The sequence below is a fragment of the Alteromonas sp. S015 genome, assembly GCF_036864485.1.
GTDB lineage: Bacteria > Pseudomonadota > Gammaproteobacteria > Enterobacterales > Alteromonadaceae > Alteromonas.
In genome coordinates this window covers 102,832-119,293 of the sequence record NZ_JAZETO010000003.1, presented here as the reverse complement: position 1 = coordinate 119,293, position 16,462 = coordinate 102,832, and the positions used below count along the sequence as shown (strand labels likewise).

At 45.5% G+C, this 16,462-nt stretch carries 14 protein-coding genes; 6 read left to right on the top strand and 8 right to left on the bottom strand.

What is annotated here, in order from left to right; all coding sequences use genetic code 11:
* Positions 1–33 precede the first annotated feature (33 nt).
* Both V7R42_RS06970 and V7R42_RS06965 read left to right on the top strand, forming a co-directional pair.
* Positions 34–1,872, top strand: coding sequence for an autotransporter assembly complex protein TamA (locus V7R42_RS06970; RefSeq protein WP_334019485.1), 1,839 nt, complete (start codon positions 34–36; stop codon positions 1,870–1,872).
* A complete protein-coding gene (locus V7R42_RS06965) occupies positions 1,869–5,768 on the top strand; it encodes a translocation/assembly module TamB domain-containing protein (RefSeq protein ID WP_334019484.1) in 3,900 nt (1,299 codons plus the stop codon). Before V7R42_RS06970 ends, V7R42_RS06965 begins: the two co-directional genes overlap by 4 nt.
* Before the next feature lie 208 nt (positions 5,769–5,976).
* Here V7R42_RS06965 and V7R42_RS06960 read toward each other — a convergent pair whose 3' ends face one another.
* The 4 genes from V7R42_RS06960 to V7R42_RS06945 all read right to left on the bottom strand — a co-directional run bounded on the left by V7R42_RS06960 (position 5,977) and on the right by V7R42_RS06945 (position 8,159).
* Entirely contained in the window at positions 5,977–6,420 is a 444-nt protein-coding gene (locus tag V7R42_RS06960; RefSeq protein ID WP_334019483.1) for a hypothetical protein, read from the bottom strand.
* 110 nt (positions 6,421–6,530) lie between these two features.
* Complete coding sequence (locus V7R42_RS06955) at positions 6,531–6,839, bottom strand: hypothetical protein (protein ID WP_334019482.1); 309 nt, start codon at positions 6,837–6,839, stop codon at positions 6,531–6,533.
* A 203-nt stretch (positions 6,840–7,042) separates the two neighbouring features.
* Entirely contained in the window at positions 7,043–7,660 is a 618-nt protein-coding gene (locus V7R42_RS06950; protein ID WP_334019481.1) for a hypothetical protein, read from the bottom strand.
* Positions 7,653–8,159 (bottom strand): RNA polymerase sigma factor, encoded by a 507-nt coding sequence (locus tag V7R42_RS06945; protein WP_334019778.1) that lies wholly within the window; start codon positions 8,157–8,159, stop codon positions 7,653–7,655. Before V7R42_RS06945 ends, V7R42_RS06950 begins: the two co-directional genes overlap by 8 nt.
* A 211-nt stretch (positions 8,160–8,370) precedes the next feature.
* Between V7R42_RS06945 and V7R42_RS06940 the strand changes: the two genes are divergently transcribed.
* A complete protein-coding gene (locus V7R42_RS06940) occupies positions 8,371–8,646 on the top strand; it encodes a hypothetical protein (RefSeq protein ID WP_334019480.1) in 276 nt (91 codons plus the stop codon).
* Between the two features lie 16 nt (positions 8,647–8,662).
* Here the strand turns inward: V7R42_RS06940 and V7R42_RS06935 are convergent, their stop codons facing one another.
* From V7R42_RS06935 to proB, 4 genes are all read right to left on the bottom strand, one after another.
* On the bottom strand, positions 8,663–9,565 hold the full coding sequence (locus V7R42_RS06935; protein ID WP_334019479.1) for a DMT family transporter: 903 nt from the start codon (positions 9,563–9,565) through the stop codon (positions 8,663–8,665).
* A 9-nt stretch (positions 9,566–9,574) separates the two neighbouring features.
* Complete coding sequence (locus V7R42_RS06930) at positions 9,575–10,591, bottom strand: D-2-hydroxyacid dehydrogenase (protein ID WP_334019478.1); 1,017 nt, start codon at positions 10,589–10,591, stop codon at positions 9,575–9,577.
* Between the two features lie 3 nt (positions 10,592–10,594).
* The gene (locus V7R42_RS06925; RefSeq protein WP_334019477.1) at positions 10,595–11,032 is read right to left on the bottom strand and encodes an acyl-CoA thioesterase; all 438 of its coding nucleotides are present in this window, start codon (positions 11,030–11,032) and stop codon (positions 10,595–10,597) included.
* A 125-nt stretch (positions 11,033–11,157) separates the two neighbouring features.
* Positions 11,158–12,258 carry a glutamate 5-kinase gene (gene proB, locus V7R42_RS06920; RefSeq protein WP_334019476.1) on the bottom strand — a complete coding sequence of 367 codons (1,101 nt, stop codon included), beginning with the start codon at positions 12,256–12,258 and terminating at the stop codon, positions 11,158–11,160.
* A 193-nt stretch (positions 12,259–12,451) separates the two neighbouring features.
* Here proB and V7R42_RS06915 point away from each other — a divergent pair, with 193 nt between their 5' ends.
* The 3 genes from V7R42_RS06915 (at position 12,452) to V7R42_RS06905 (ending at position 16,182) form a co-directional block, all read left to right on the top strand.
* A complete protein-coding gene (locus V7R42_RS06915) occupies positions 12,452–14,914 on the top strand; it encodes a M1 family metallopeptidase (RefSeq protein WP_334019475.1) in 2,463 nt (820 codons plus the stop codon).
* Positions 14,904–15,476, top strand: a complete 573-nt coding sequence (locus tag V7R42_RS06910; protein ID WP_334019474.1) for a DUF6702 family protein — start codon at positions 14,904–14,906, stop codon at positions 15,474–15,476. The genes V7R42_RS06915 and V7R42_RS06910 overlap by 11 nt, the downstream gene beginning before the upstream one ends.
* 286 nt (positions 15,477–15,762) lie before the next feature.
* Entirely contained in the window at positions 15,763–16,182 is a 420-nt protein-coding gene (locus tag V7R42_RS06905) for a hypothetical protein (RefSeq protein WP_334019473.1), read from the top strand.
* Positions 16,183–16,462: the final 280 nt, after the last annotated feature.

Below are 16,462 nucleotides of genomic sequence, written 5' to 3'. Positions count from 1 at the left end.
AGCCCAGCGTTACCTTAAGGATTTAGCCTTTTCATGCCTTCGATTTGGAGCGGGCTTGCCAGTTTGCAAGACCATCTTTTCCGACAATTTATGTTCATAATCACCAAAGCCCCCCGTGTTTTGGTCGACGGCGTAGTGTGCACGCTAGCGTGTGCTTTTTTTGCATTTTCGCACGCCCAAGCGCCTATTTCCTATAACATTCAAGGCGTAGAAGACGACAAACTGCGTAATAATATTCGCCTGCATTTGAATAGTCTCGATGTAGAAAAAGCGCTGCTCACTGATCCCTACTGGCAAGATGAAGTAGGTGAAACAGTGGCGACGGCTGTGCAACCCTATGGTTATTACAACAGCGAAACCAGGGTGAGTATTGAAGAAGGTGACAAGATCACCGTAAATATCGCGTTGAATAAACCACTTACCATCAATAAGGTTACTCGCGAAATTATAGGGGCCGGACGTGAAGACAGAGCTTTCAGGGAGCGTTTTAATTCGTTAAAGCTCAAAGAAGGCGACGTGCTAAACCAAACCATTTACGAGTCGTTCAAGTCATCCATGTTCAATTATGCACTCTCCAATGGATACTTTGATTACTTTTGGCAAGCGACTCGCCTCGACTTAGTGCGTGATGAAAAACAAGCGAACGTGCTTTTGATTGCACAAAGCGGGCCTCAGTACCAATTTGGAGAGCTAAAATTTATTGGCGATGACAAAGCGAAAGCCATCATTGAGCGACTAAAGCCTTTTAAAACAGGTGATGCGTACTCTTCAGCAACACTTGCCGACTTCAACAGAAGCCTCAATCAATCTGGGTATTTTACCCGCGTTATTGCTCGCCCGGTTGTAAGTGAGGCTGATGGTTTGCTGGTGCCGGTTGAGGTATCGTTACTTCACAGACCCACCGACGCATTTAATGTTTCTGTTGGCGCAGCTACTGACACGGGTCCACGGGTTCGCTTAGGATGGGAACGCCCCTGGGTTAACAGTAAAGGACACTCTGTTTCATCTGATATTTTTATTTCAGCGCCTGAGCAATCGGTAACCGCAGACTACCGCATACCGATGAGAAACATAACGCGGGATTACGCCAGTATAGAAGCGGGTTACCAATTTATAGAATACAGCAACACCTCCTTTGAAAGTGAAACTCTCTCTTTGTCTGCACACCGTTATTGGCAACATGACAATTCACCATGGCAACACGATGGCTCGGTTACCTATCTGCGTGAAACTTATGATCAGGGAGAGTTGAGCTCGAATACCACGTCTTTAGTGTTACCTGGGTACTCGCTCACCTATCGCTATAAAGACAGTGATCTCAACATCAATAATGGTACTTACCTTCAAGTGCTCACCCAAATAGGTAAAGAAGGTTTTGGTTCTGATATCGATTTTGCCAAAGCCGTTGTTGAAGCTACGCTTATCCGAACTTTTAACGAGGCGCACAGAATAACCATACGTGGTGAAGCGGGAGTTATTAAAACCAATAGTTTCGACGAAGTTCCCACATCACTGCGCTTCTATGCTGGTGGCGACAAAAGTGTTCGCGGTTTCGACTATCGAGAAATATCCCCGACAGCTGAAGTGATTGATCCAGAAACAGGAGAACTCATCGTTGACTCTATTGGAGGAAAGTACCTTGCAACATCAAGTATAGAGTATGCCTACCAAGTGGCAGATAACTGGCGAGTGGCTGCGTTTGTTGATGCAGGCACGGCAACTAACGATACCAGCACAACGCTGACATATAGCGTTGGGCCTGGCGTTCATTGGCTTTCGCCAATTGGTCCCGTGCGACTTTATGTAGCAAGAGGCTTCGCACCAGATGAGAATACGTGGCAGTTACATATATTGTTGGGGCCTGAGCTATGAGAAAACGCACGCTTTCGGCTATTCTACTCTCACCGATTTTTGTTCTGGTCGCCTTATACGCTGTTTTGATAAGTCCCTTAGGCGGCCCTACCGTTAAGCTATTGGCCAACACGTTTGTTGAAAACCTCTCTATTGATAGCATCGACGGCGGGTTTGCTGACACCTTAGAAGTGCACAACGCGGAGTGGGAAAATCCGCAATGGAAAGTCAATGCACAATACGCTTACATTGACATTACTTGGCGTTGTTTGTTTGAACCCAGAGTATGCGTGAACGAAGTAACGCTTGAAAACGCCACGCTAACACAACTTTCAAGCGCGCCCGAATCTTCCGATGACACACCTACAGATAGCCAGATTGAATTACCGCTGCCTATTGATGTTGGGTATTTAGCGCTAACGAATATCAAACTTGCTCTACTTACGACAACAGTAGAAATTGATGAACTAGAGCTGACCGATTTTGAAGGAGATAGCGCGCTTATACTCGACAGCATAGCCGCGAAAGGTGTTCGCATTGCTCTGCAACACCAAGAAAAAGCTGCTAGCTCTTTGACGGTAGCCATGACCAATGCACCGGAAACTAAGATTGAGCAGCCTGCTCTAAATCCCGTACCAAAGGAAAAGCAAGCATCCGAAGAACAAGCGACAAGTGCTGATAGCGCATTGCCTACATCATACTCGCTAAGCTACGACGTCCCCGTACTACCAAATATAGCTACGCCTATTCCTTTGTCTCTTGGTACTTTTTTAGTCGAAGATCTGCACATAATTCAAGGGGAGAGCAAACAGCACATTTCACTCATCTCGCTGTTAGAGGCTCACTTTAAGGGCAGCGATGTCGCTATTGAAGAAATGACCGTTGTACATGAACAAGGTGAGGTGAAAGGAAAAGCGAGCGCAACACTTGACGGAAACTTCCCATTAAATGTGGCTATTGCCGCTAAAACGAAGCTTGGCGACGCTACACAAGAACTGGATATAGCGGCCGAAGGGGCGTTGGACGATTTAACGCTGTCAGTGATTGCCAAAGGCGCAGTCACCGCGAACGCTAATCTAAAGGCCAACATTTTAGACAGTAACCTTCCCATAGAATTCACAGCGAGCTGGCAAGAACAAGCTATACCAACAATGGAAAACACTACGCTCAAAGAAGGACAGCTAACGCTTTCCGGCACCATGGGTGATTACGAGCTTAAAGGAGCTGGAGCCGCAACATTGCCTGATATTGGTAATGTACCGGTATCGTTAGATGTGGTTCTGAAAAAGAACAACATTTTTGTGAATCAAGCCAATATTAACGCATTGGAAGGGAGCTTAACCAACACGGGCACCCTTTATTTAAATGAAAGTATCGCGTGGGAAGGTAAAACAACGCTTAAGAACGTGTCAGGGCGACAGTTCAGCACTTATGCGCCTGAAAAAATTAATGGGGAAATTGACAGTATCTTGCAATACTCTGAGCGCGGTGGATTACATATGAGCTTAAGGGATATGACTGTCTCGGGTGTACTTCAGGGCAAACCGCTTCAAGTAAAGGGAAATGCGGTTTATGCCGGCCCCAGTGATTTATTTGTTACTAACATTAATATTATTCAAGAGCACGAGCAGGAAAGAAACGCCGTACGCGCCATAGCTCAAGTACTGAATAAACGGCATTTAAATGCAAATATTGCGATAAACATTAATGCCGTTTCAAGCCTTTACCCAGAAGTGACAGGTGCAGTGAGCGGCAATATCACAGCCACCGGACCTTGGCAAAATCCAAGTGCTAACGGCACACTTACCCTATCTAACATCGCAGTATCACCGAGTTTAAATGCCTCTGCCGCGCAGCAAGGGCCGTTAAACGGGGAGGTTAAAGTTGCAGGAACTTATCGCGATCATACCGCAGATATCGACCTAGCTGTGCCTAACAACAATATTGGGCTATCGCTAAAAGGCGCTTGGACGAATAATCATTGGGTAGGAGAAATTAGCGATACCGCATTGAAGCTAGCTAATATGCAATGGACACTATCAAGCCCGTTTAGCGTAGACATAGGAACCACGCCTGTAACAGCTAAAATAGGTCAGCACTGTTGGACCTCTCGAAAAGAAGGTGAGCTGTGTATTTCAAATGTAAACTATCAAGAAAACAAGGCGAGCTGGGATATAAGCGCAACATCGCTGCCCATTGGTTTATGGGCGAATGAGTTAGCGCCCACTGTTGTTTCAAGCCCTTCCCAGGCAACGCTTTCTATAAAAACAAAAGGCAGCTACTCGGCTAATGACCCCATCGATGCCTCGTTCACTGCGTCTATGAGCTCAGCCCCATGGCAACTAGGCGAAACGCGGCCGCTAACGCTTACCATCAATTCCATAGAAACCAAAGGAAAGATAAAGCAGGGGCAGTTAACGTCGACTTCGCTAATTTCTAGTGAAGATATGGGAGATGCAACCTTAACATTGGATACCCGTCCTTTTGAAACGCGTGTACCACTTGACGGAAAGTTAGAGATGCAAGGGCTGAATGTTGCACCATTCAAACCCCTTTCCCCCGCTATCAGAACACTTACAGGAAAGTTAAACGGGAACGTAACGTTAAGTGGCTACATTGACGACCCTACACTTAACGGTGAGTTGACGGTTTCAAATGGCGCTATTGATATTCAAGATACGCCTGTGACACTGGCTGATTGGGATCAAAAAGTGTCACTTAATGGTCAAACGGCTGCGCTAGACGGCACCTTCTTGCTGGGTGGAGGAAAAGGGGCGTTAAAAGGCGAGTTAGACTGGTCATCCGACCCCAGTGCGACATTCAATTTAAAAGGGAACGGTTTCGAAATACGTCAGCCAAATATCCGGCTTAAGGTTTCACCCAATATCGATATCGCCGCGACAAAAGAAAAAGTAGACGTGAATGGCGAGGTGAATATCCCGTGGGCGAGAATTGAAATAGAGTCGCTACCTGAAAGCGCTGTTTCACCGTCAAAAGATGTACACCTGCGTGGAGAACCAGAAAGAGAGGAACCCCTAGATATTGTCCACGCTTCAGTATTAGTGAATATCGACAAAAACAAAACCGAAGAAGTAAAACTTGAGGCGTTTGGTCTTACCGCAAGTTTATATGGTGGCATTCGCGTGAACACACAACCTGCACTTGTGGGTTATGGCGACCTTCAAATTTTAAATGGCCGTTACAATGCTTACGGACAACAGTTAATCATTCAAACCGGTGAAGTGCAATTTAACGGCCCTATTGACCAACCTTTGTTGCTGGTTGAAGCCATCCGCGACCCAGCTAAAACCGATGACGACGTTATTGCGGGCATCCGTATTGATGGCGCGGCTGACTCGCCAAGTATTAACCTGTTCTCTGAGCCTGCAATGGATCAGCAGGGTGTATTGTCATACCTACTAACTGGTTCAGGACCGAACTCGGGCACACAAGATCCAAACTATGCTGCGCTACTGGTAGGTTTTGGTTTATCCAACACCAAAACCCTGACAGGACAAGTGGGAAGCGCATTGGGAATAGATGATTTTAGTTTAAGCACTAACGAAGATTTACTGTCGGTAAGAGGGCAGATTAATGAGAGGTTATCTGTAGAGTACAATGTGGATGTTGGACTAAGTAACAACGACGCCAATAGCACGCTACGACGCAGACAACTACCGCCTGACTTGGCGGTAAAATATCAGCTTCTACCTAGTTTATATTTAGAAGCCATTCAAACCACGCTGGAAGACCAATCTGAGTTCGCGTTAGACCTTTATTATGAGTTTTTCTTGGGCGATAACAGAACCCGTAAAGATAATGATGAAGACGACAGTGACTCTAACGATGGTGGTGAAAGCGCAGAGCAAGAGCTGGATGATAACCAAGGCGCACGCGGCACTCGTCGCAACGACTAAGCGCCTCATATTTTGAAAATACACGCTTAATTTCTGCAAGCTCTCCCTTTGCAAGGGCGTCTTCCAGTTCAACATATGAGGATTGTTCACCTGCAATATAAAAAATACCAGCCGTTGCTGCAAAGATGACAAAGGCAAAGATAAAAAATCGGTTCATGAAAATACTCGGCTTAGATGTTTTTATTCTTCTACAGGAGCGCCATACGATCTACGAAGTGACTACCCTAATTTTTCCAAAAGGCTTAAAAGTAGTGACAAGCCCTTCGGACTTGTTCTCGGCTACATAGTAGGGCTTTAAGTTATACTTTTCGCCGGATGTAGCTTCGATGTATAACGAATAATTACCTAGCGCACGCTTTACCAAACCAAAGCCAATATCAGACTGAGAAAGTGTGACATCATCGCCCAGAAAGAGAATATCTTTTTCCGTATCAACGGAGACGTCTCGAGGACATTTCAATACGCTATAAACTTCAGAAATAATATAAAGCCAAATCAATGGCGTTGCCCAGATAACGGCCCAGGCTTTAAATTTCAAATCTTCAGGTATTTGGTTAGATAACGCATAAAAAACAACACCTGCAATGGAAGTCAACAGCAACATTACGAGCTTCCAGTTTATCAATGTGCGCCTAAGAACGACTTTCTTCATTGTTACTCTCTCTATCGACATCGCCCTCAAAAGGAGCAGAATCCTAACTTGAAAGCTTTCTACGCATCATTCATGCGTAGAAAGCAACGATTAAAGCCAAAGATAAACAACTATCGCTCCGAGCAGAACTCTTGCTCCATGACTAGTCTAGAACAGATAACATCGCGCCAATCCGGCACATTATTTTCGTATTCACACATCACAATGCCATATGCTTCGCCAACAATTTCGATGGCTTCTTCAACTGCCCATTCAGTGATGGTCGTTGCTGCAAACGAGATGACAATACCGCTTACCGGTCCAGTCGCAACCACGCTAACACCTAGACCAACTGCAAGTGCTACTACTTCTGAATAATGTCCCTCACCCAATTGATCGGGCCGGTGTGGTTTAAAGACTTGAGCGTGAGCTGCTGGCAATGGTTTCTTGACCTAAGAATAGCCCCAATGTGCGCTAATTCTTCGTATTAGTCTACTGACCTTGGAGATAGAAAATCATTGTGTGAAGGTCCTATTTTCACACAAAACAAACTACCAGGCTTGGTCCTGCGCTAGCACTAAAAGTGTAAGGTTCGGGAGCGCGCCCCCAAGTAGCACATCGCATTTTTCACCGTTCTTACCTACTAATGCTGCGCCATCTTCTCAAGCGTTTCGAGTTGACGCTCAAAACGCTTTTGTCTTTTGCTCGCCCACACATACCACACTAGCATCACAATGCTCATTAAAGATATTACAACAACCATTCTCGCTAATTTTTCTGATGCAAGGTCACCAAAAAAATGCCGCTCCAACGCCAGACCTATTCCAAAAATCATGCCTACCCACGTTGAGTGTTTGGTCATATAAGCGATTCTGACCTTATTCTTAATTTGCGTAGTGAGTTTTGCGAGATGATCTGCAGTTTGTGTATTTTTATAAAATGCAGCTTCGCTTCTGAGCCAAAGTTGGTAAGCAAGGAAAGGAAGAGACGAGATTAAGATAAACAAAATTAGAATTTGCGCGATATTTGACATGTTGTCCCAATATTTTAAGAAGACATAAACACCGGGAGCAATCATTAATAAATCCAATACCATATACCAACGCTGCTTGGTTCGTTCACTGTTTAGGCTGGCTTTTACTTCCGATAGGTTGATAGTCGTAACTGGCTGAGCTTGCCATAGCGCAGAAAGGCCATCATTTTGCTCATCGTCTATTGATACCGGCGGGATCGTTTGATTCTCTTTATCTGAATTATGCATGCGGTAGCTCCTGCATGATACTTTGCTTGGCGCGTTTTAATATCACACCAACATGGTTTTTCGTCAGACCACATACGTCTGCAATTTCATCGTAACTTAAGCCTTCAAGGGAAAGCGTTAGCACTTGTCTTGACTGCAATGGAAGCGTCCTTACCGCACGTAGTAAGCGTTCTAATGACTGGTGTTGACTAGACATTTCCTCTGGTGAGTGGGTATTACTCGCGAACCCGTCAGAGCCTAGATCATTGTGATCATATTGATGGGTATCGAGACGCTTCACTTGATTTGCTACGTGAGTAACTGCGCGGTTATGAGCTATCTTCAAAATATAGGTTTTCACGCTGCTATCGCCCTTAAAGCGAGACAGCCCCTGCCAAACAGCAATAGCTATTTCTTGCAATAATTCTTGCTGCATCGCTTCGTTTGCTTCATAGCTGTTGGCTACACGGCTCAGTATTGCCCCGTATTGCGCAAAAACATCTTCAAAACCCTGCCCCAACGTCACATCCCTAATCACAAAAACTGTTGTTATTTTATTGTGTTACTTCTATCAGTCTGCCCCCGCGAGTTTTTATTACAAACTTTTTTTGGTCAATGCTGTAATTTTTTTAAGCAGCGCATGACTAGTTAAAACAGTAAGTGCGATAACGCGCTTTTAGGTCATGCCCCTTTAAAGCTTTTAACCTTGAAATTTGGATTAGGAAAACACTATGTCTACGTTAAGTTTAATTTTGTTAATAGGCAGCATTACGTCGCTTGTACTTTTGGCAAGCTATCTCGACGCAAAATTTCAATGGCGATTAAACGACTGGATGAACGGCGAGTGCAGCAACCCTTTTATAAAAAGTGTTACCGATAAACAGCAGCTGCGTTTAGAGGAAAAAGATGCGCAGATTGAAGCTTTGATGGCCCGAATCGAAACCCTCGAAACCATTGTTACCGAACCTGCTTATGAACTGAATAAGAAAATCAACGCACTCAAATGAATCGTTTTATCGGGGCCTAGCCCGACACCGATGGGCGGCGCACAAAGCGGGGCACTTTCCCCATTGCAATGGCGTTGCCTACCAGCACTATTACCACCCCAACCACAGATAACACACTCCAGGTGTAGCCTTCGAAAAAAGTGGAAATAACCAGTGCCACCATGGGGTATACCAGGACCACATACGCGGCTTTGTCAGCGCCCATTTGCTTTAACAGTTTCATGTATGCGCCGAACGCAAACACAGACCCAAAAATTGCCAAATAAACGAGTGATAGATAAAACTCAATGTGGCTGGGTATTCTTAATTCACCGGGCATAACCATTGAAGTGATGAAAAGCAGCACCATGGCGTAACTCATTGCATAGAAGTTCATTTGGATAACAGGCGTACCCGAGGTCAAGATACGCTCGGAGATAACGTTACCTGTTGAGGCGCAGAAAAAGCTGACGAACGCAATGGCGAGGCCGGTAGCAAGCGCCGCATCCATGGAGACTTTGGAAAACTCCGGCACAAACAAACACACAATGCCCAGCAAGCCAAATGTAGCACCTACAACCACTTCTTTTCTTATAGGCTCTTTCAGCCACCATCGCCGAAGCACAACATTAATGTAGATAATACAAGAACTCATAAGGGCTAACAGCGCGCTAATTATGTGCGCTTGCGCCATATACAGCAGCGTGTAATTTAAGCTGTATAAAAAGAGACCGACTGCGGCCATTTTCACATGAACATGTACCGGTAGCTTGAGCGGCAAACGCCTAATAACACAGTAAATTCCTAAACAAGCCGACGCCAATAAATAACGCAGCGCAATGGCAAAGGTTTCAGAGGTATGCCCTATTTGGTAAGTGATGGCTATCCAGGTTGAGCCCCAAATCAGGCAGCACAGAGCAAATAAGGTTGCGTTATTCATAGCGGTGCTCTAGCCCTGGGGAGCTGATAAACAAGAAGATAAGTGGGCAGATAAATGGTCGATAGCGCTATCGAGCAGTTTTTGCCTAGCGCCATTACCAATCCACGCATTATGCGGCGTTACCAGCAAGTTAGGTAACGCCTCTTTAAGCAATATATGATCAACAGGCGGGGGCTCGACGCTTAGTACATCTAATCCCGCGCCACCAATTTTGTTGTTTTCAAGCGCGTGGTAAAGCGCCTCTTCATCAATTAATCCGCCACGAGCGGTGTTAATTAGGAATGCAGTTGGCTTCATCAGCGATAGCATACGGGCATTAATAAGTTTATTAGTGGCTTCCGTAAGTGGGCAATGTAGGCTTATTACGTCAGCATCAGGTAAAAGCGATGCAAGACTGGGACGAGGGTCGTCTTGTTTACCTGGGCGAGCAGCGATACTCACCTGCATACCCATAGCCTTAAACAATGCCTCTACACGCTTGCCAAGCTCGCCATGCCCAACAATTACCGCATGCTTACCCGTCAATTCCACCACGGGATGATTGAGTAAGCAGAAATGAGAAGAACTAGACCATGCTTGATTGCGCATATCGCGCTGATACGTCACAAAATTGGTGGCCAAATTCAACGCCAAGGTCAACGTATGTTGAGCAACGCTGTTAGTGCCGTAGCCCTCTACATTTTGAACGGTGATACCGGCCTGTTCGCAGTAATCACGGTCGATATTGTTCATACCGGTCGCCGTTAGCCCAATATAGCGAAGCTGTTTTGCCTGCCGTAGATCTTTGGCTTTTAGCACAACTTTGTTCACCAGCACAGCATCGGCAGCTTGAATGCGCTCGGCAACGTCTTCGGCTTGGGTTTGTTGATGAAGCGTAATCTCGACGTCAAAATTAGTTTGTAAGTTATCTAGTGAAGAGGTATCAAGACTGGGCAAATCCATGGTTTCGGCGTCTAAAAAGACAACCTGCTTTTGTTTGCCGTTGCTGGTTTCTAGTGATGCGTTGTGTTTCGCCATTTTTGCCATGCTCTATATCACTTCCACAATCGACTCTAACGCTGTTTTCACATTAACAGGAATAGGAATTGCCTTGTCGGTTTTTCTATCTACAAACACATGCACAAATTGGCCATGGGCCACGCGTCGCTTGTTCTCTCCGGCATAAACTGACAGCCCATAGGTCACCGAACTTCGGCCTATTTTGATAACGCGCAAACCCACGAATATGTCTTCAGGGTAGGCTGCCGGAGCAATATACTGACACTGACTGCTTACCACATACGCCACGGTTTGCCCGTTGTGTATATCTAATCCACCTTCTTCAATTAAAAAGCGGTTTACCGCGGTATCAAAGAAACCATAGTACACAACATTGTTGATATGACCATACGCATCATTGTCTTGCCAACGTGTGGCGATTGTGACTTTATAGGGGTAATCGGCAAGTGTCGGGGTAATATCAGTCATGATCATTCCTTGGCTAATAAATGTGGCGCTTTGTTGCTGTAGCAAATAACGAAAATCAACGAACGACTAACGCCAATTTATATTTAATGCGCAGTATTCAACTTCAACGATTCTCTAAAGTAGCACTATGAATAAAGCACCATATCGTCACGGTGAACAGCAACATCCGTTGTCTCATAACCTAACACACTGGCTATTTCTTTCGACTTTTTCCCTTTTATAAGCATTAAGTCTTTTGCGTTATACAAGCAAAGCCCTTTAGCGATAATTTCCCCTTGGCAAACCACTTCAACTGCATCGCCTTGTTCAAACAGACCGGTAACATCAACAATACCCGATGGTAGTAATGATGCGCCTTTTCGCACCAAGGCGTCCTTTGCACCGCTATCAATTTCAATTTTCCCGGCGGTTTTAAGCGTATGAGTAAGCCACAATCTGCGCGCGCTGGCTGGCGTACTGCTAGCATTGAATAAAGTCCCCGGCACGCTCCCTTCAAGCAAAGCATCAAAAGTTTCGCCTTTTCGTCCGTTAACAATAAGGGTTTGAATACCGCTACTGGTGCACTTGTCTGCCGCTTCAATTTTTGTGCGCATGCCGCCTGTCCCTACCGCTGTCCCAGCGCCACCAGCGAGGCCATAAATGGTGCTGTCTATCTTATCTACCTGTGGAATAAGCGTGGCTGTGGCATCTTTTCTTGGGTCTGAGGTGAATAAGCCATCGATATCTGAGCAGATAATAAGGGTGTCTGCTTGGGCGACCAGGGCGGTGTAGGCACCCAAGTTATCGTTATCGCCGACTTTGAGTTCGTTAACGGCTACCGTGTCGTTTTCATTCACAATAGGTAAGGCGTTGTGATTCAAAATTTCGCGCAAGGTGTTTTTAATATTTACGTAGCGGGTTCTATCGCGCAGATCATCCGCCGTCAGCAATACTTGTGCACAGGGAAAGTCAAAAAAGCGCTGCCAATTAGCCATCATTAAATTTTGGCCAATTGCAGCCATGGCCTGCTTCTCGGCAATAGACGCGTTGTGGCGAACCTTTACTTTGCTGCGGCCCGCGGCAACACTGCCAGAGGAAACGAGAATAATTTCTTTACCAGCGTCGCGACTAGCAGTAATAAATCGAGCGAGAGACAGTAAATAACGTCCACTACATTCATTGCCTTCAGGGGCTATAAGCGCACTACCAACTTTTATAACGGCACGTTTCCAACTAAAACGGTTCATAGGGAGAAGAAAAAAGAAAACAAGAGTTTAAGAATACGACAGTTGAAGCACGAAACAAAACGATCTGTTACAGTTTTTTTGCGTTAAAACATGGTTAGTTTACGGTCAAAAAATTGGATTGTGACTGTCATACTTATATACTAGGCGGTGTTATCTTATAACAATTCTAACTTACAAGTTGCAAGGAAACTGCATGAGCACCGCAAAACGACACTTTTTCTGGCTAGCGCCAGTGTTGTCTATGCTGATTTCTCTTCCAAGTGCCGCCGCTATTAAACAAACTAAAGGCGATTTCGAAGATAAATTCCGTCAGCTAGACGAAGTTCTTCCTACTCCAAACGTTTACCGCAACGCCGCCGGTGAGCCGGGTCATCAATACTGGCAACAGCAAGTAGATTACGATATTGACGTAAAGCTACTTGAAGACAAACGCCGCATTGAAGCAAGCGAAACAATTACCTACCACAACAACGCGCCAGATACGCTTAAGTACTTGTGGATCCAGCTTGACCAAAACAAATTCCGCGACGATTCAATGTCTGCGCTTACTACCACGTTCGGCGGTATCGGCAACCGTGGGCCAGGTACGCAAGCTGCTAGCGGCGATACGCCAGCTAAGCTAAGCATGGGAGCATTGCGCCGTCAGCAGTTTGTTGACGACAACGAACTGGGGTACACCATTTCTCGTGTTGAAGACAAAGCGGGCAATGACTTACGTCATACTGTGGTTGGCACGTTAATGCGTGTTGACTTGGCTCAACCGCTAAAGCCAGGCAGCAAAGTAACGTTCGATATCGATTTTGCGTTTAACATTGTAGAAGAAGACGCTGTTTCAGCACGTGCGGGTTATGAGCACTTCCCAGATGACGAGCGCGAAGGTGGTAACGACATCTTCTTGCTAGCACAGTGGTTCCCACGCCTAGCTGCCTACACCGATTACGAAGCATGGACCAATAAAGAATTTATTGGCCGTGGCGAGTTCACGCTAGAATTCGGTAACTACGAAGTAGATATTACGGTTCCGGCTGACCACATCGTATCGTCAACGGGTGTACTTCAAAACCCGAAAGAAGTGTTAACGAAAACACAGCGCGATCGTTTAAAAAAGGCAGAAAAAGCTGACCGCATCGTATTCATCGTTTCACCAGAAGAAGCGATTGAAAATGAGAAAGAGGGTACAACTGAGCTTAAAACCTGGACCTTTAAGGCAGAAAACGTTCGTGATTTTGCTTGGGCATCTTCACGTAAATTTGCGTGGGATGCGCGTGGTTATCAGCAAGGCGGTGATACTCAGCCATTGGTAATGGCCATGTCTTTCTACCCGAAAGAAGGTGGTGAGCTTTGGCAGAAGTATTCTACAGAATCAATCATCCACACCATGGATGTTTACAGCCGTTTTAGCTTTGATTACCCATATCCGGTAGCCCAATCAGTAAATGGCCCGGTTGGCGGCATGGAATACCCCATGATCACCTTTAACGGCCCACGTACAGAGCTTCGTGACGATGGTTCTCGCACGTACTCGCTTGCTGAGAAGCGCTTCCTTATTGGCGTGGTTATTCACGAAGTCGGTCATATCTATTTCCCAATGACGGTAAACTCAGACGAGCGCCAGTGGACGTGGATGGATGAGGGTCTTAACAGCTTCTTAGACGGCGTTGCTGGTCGCGAGTGGGACCCAACCATTCCATGGGGCGTAGAGCCACGTGATATCACAGGCTACATGAAGTCTCAGACACAGGTGCCAATTATGACCCAGTCTGACTCAGTACTTCGCCTTGGTCCAAATGCTTACACCAAGCCTGCGGTAGCGCTAAATATTCTTCGCGAAACTATTCTTGGCCGTGAGCTGTTTGATTTCGCGTTTAAAGAGTACGCGCAGCGTTGGATGTTTAAACGTCCTACACCATCAGATTTCTTCCGTACTATGGAAGAAGCGTCAGGCGTTGATCTAGACTGGTTCTGGCGTGGTTGGTTTTACACCACAGACCATGTGGATATTAGCCTAGACAGCGTATACAAGCTGCGTTTAGACACTGAAGATCCAGATATCGATTTTGCTCGCGAGCGCGAAGCAGAAATGGAAAAACCGAAGTCACTTACCGACCTTCGCAATAAAGAAGAAGGTAAAAAGCTTTGGGTAGATCGCTTTGAAGATATCAGTGACTTCTACGACGAAAACGATCGATACACCGTTACTAACAAAGAGCGTAACAAGTACAAGAAGTTCTTGAAAGATCTTGAGCCTTGGGAGCGCAAAGCGTTTGAGCGTGCGGTAAAAGAAGACAAAAACTACTACGTGCTAGATTTCAGAAACAAGGGTGGGTTGGTGATGCCAATCATTCTTGAACTAACGTTTGAAGACGGCACGAAAGAAGAAATGCGTATTCCTGCGGAAATCTGGCGTCGTACACCTAAGGCAGTAAGCAAGCTTATTGTTACCGACAAAGACAAAGAGCTGGTTAGCGTAACGGTTGACCCGCATTGGGAAACTGCAGACGTAGACGTGGAAAATAACCACTACCCACGTCGTATCATTCCTTCGCGTATTGAAGCGTATAAGAATAAGCCGCGTAATACTTACGAGTACCGCGACCTTATGCACGATTCAAAGACCGAGCTGAAAACCGACGACGAGGACAAAGATGACGAATAAGTTGTCTTTGGCTCGCTTGCGGCAGAGCGCTTATGCTCTGCTTGCATTCGCAATTACGGCTGCGCTATTAGGTAGCGTAATGTCGTACAGCACTACCGCCCAAGCGCATCAAATAAAAGCTGCAATTACCACAGTACTGTTCAATCCTAGAACTGAAAATATTGAAGTGATGCACCGCTTTAATTTGCACGATGCTGAGCACGCGGTTAAAGCGTTGTTCGATAAGCACGCAGATATTATGGACGACGTAGAAACGCAGCAACAATTCGCTGATTACGTCGCCCATCACTTTGCAATTTTAAATGCGGAAGGCGAATCATTAAAGCTTGCTGATGTGGGTTTTGAAGTTGAAGGTAAGCACTTTTGGGTTTATCAAGAAACAGCTGAACCGCCCGTACTTGAAGGCATTAAAATTCGCCATGATGCATTGCGCGACTTGTGGCCAAAACAAGTGAATACATTGAACGTGGAAGGTAAGGGCGATATTAAAACTCTGACCTTTGCTGATAGCGTAAATTTGCTGGAAGTAAGCTTTAAAAGCCAAAATACCGACCATCACTAATACCTAGCAGTATACGTTTACGAAAGCCCACCCGCATTCCTTGTGAAAAGACAGTGAATGCGGGTGGGCTTTTTTGTTTACGTGCTTCACGTGGCCCTGAAAATAACAGATAACCACCTCAACTACTGCCCCCTTTCTAGAATGCTGTATCCAAATATAGTAACCGAACACTTAAAACATGTCTTTGTTGCGGCGTGTGAGACCGAAGTCGTATAGTCATCTTGGCATGCATGCTCTACCTTAACTATGGATAAACAGTTACTAAACCTAGTTAATGAGGTACATCATGACTCATAGCACTGCATCACCGTTGCCTTCACAGGTCAAGAAACCCCTGTCAAGAAGCGAGCGTAGCGAACGAAAAATACGTGCGAGAAACGCAGCTCAGCGCGCTGAACAAGCGGAGAATGCAGACCAATCGCAAAACGCCGATGTATCGGACATCAAGCAAAACAATGCGTTCGCTGACAAGAAAAATATCATGTGGGTGCTGTTAAGTGGCGCTATGGCGCTAACCTTTGTTGTTATGCTGTTTTTGCCAGATACGGGGATGGGCGGCGGCCTTGTTTCCACCTATTCTGCCATGCTTTGGTGTGGATTCTTTGGTGCTGCGCTTTGGCTTTACAGAGCGGCAAGTGGCTGGGCAGGATTTGCTTATGGAAGCGTAGCTGGGTTAGTGATTCAATTTATTTCACAACTGTTATAGATTGAGCCTATTATTTTACCCAGTTAAGTTGCATAGATGGCTTAACAACATACTTATTTAAAAATCGGTAAAGAAAGCGCCGAGATCACTGGGATTTAACCATTTCTTTTCAGTGTTCGTAAATTGCAGTATCAACACCCCTCTTAAATCAGTTCTGATTAAATAAGGGTCTGATTTAATGCGCATTCTTTAGTTAAACCTTCCTGATGAAAAACAAGTTACTTTGCATGTATAGCCGATCCAGATGCCCTGCCTGAAAGTATAATTAACAAGCCACCAC

Coding starts and splice junctions, on each gene's coding strand:
- proB (WP_334019476.1), bottom strand. CDS start 12,258: ATGAACCGTTTTAGTTGGAAACGTGCCGTTATAAAAGTTGGTAGTGCG.
- V7R42_RS06940 (WP_334019480.1), top strand. CDS start 8,371: ATGTCTACGTTAAGTTTAATTTTGTTAATAGGCAGCATTACGTCGCTT.
- V7R42_RS06935 (WP_334019479.1), bottom strand. CDS start 9,565: ATGAATAACGCAACCTTATTTGCTCTGTGCTGCCTGATTTGGGGCTCA.
- V7R42_RS06950 (WP_334019481.1), bottom strand. CDS start 7,660: ATGCATAATTCAGATAAAGAGAATCAAACGATCCCGCCGGTATCAATA.
- V7R42_RS06905 (WP_334019473.1), top strand. CDS start 15,763: ATGACTCATAGCACTGCATCACCGTTGCCTTCACAGGTCAAGAAACCC.
- V7R42_RS06910 (WP_334019474.1), top strand. CDS start 14,904: ATGACGAATAAGTTGTCTTTGGCTCGCTTGCGGCAGAGCGCTTATGCT.
- V7R42_RS06925 (WP_334019477.1), bottom strand. CDS start 11,032: ATGACTGATATTACCCCGACACTTGCCGATTACCCCTATAAAGTCACA.
- V7R42_RS06970 (WP_334019485.1), top strand. CDS start 34: ATGCCTTCGATTTGGAGCGGGCTTGCCAGTTTGCAAGACCATCTTTTC.
- V7R42_RS06930 (WP_334019478.1), bottom strand. CDS start 10,591: ATGGCAAAAATGGCGAAACACAACGCATCACTAGAAACCAGCAACGGC.
- V7R42_RS06960 (WP_334019483.1), bottom strand. CDS start 6,420: ATGAAGAAAGTCGTTCTTAGGCGCACATTGATAAACTGGAAGCTCGTA.
- V7R42_RS06965 (WP_334019484.1), top strand. CDS start 1,869: ATGAGAAAACGCACGCTTTCGGCTATTCTACTCTCACCGATTTTTGTT.
- V7R42_RS06915 (WP_334019475.1), top strand. CDS start 12,452: ATGAGCACCGCAAAACGACACTTTTTCTGGCTAGCGCCAGTGTTGTCT.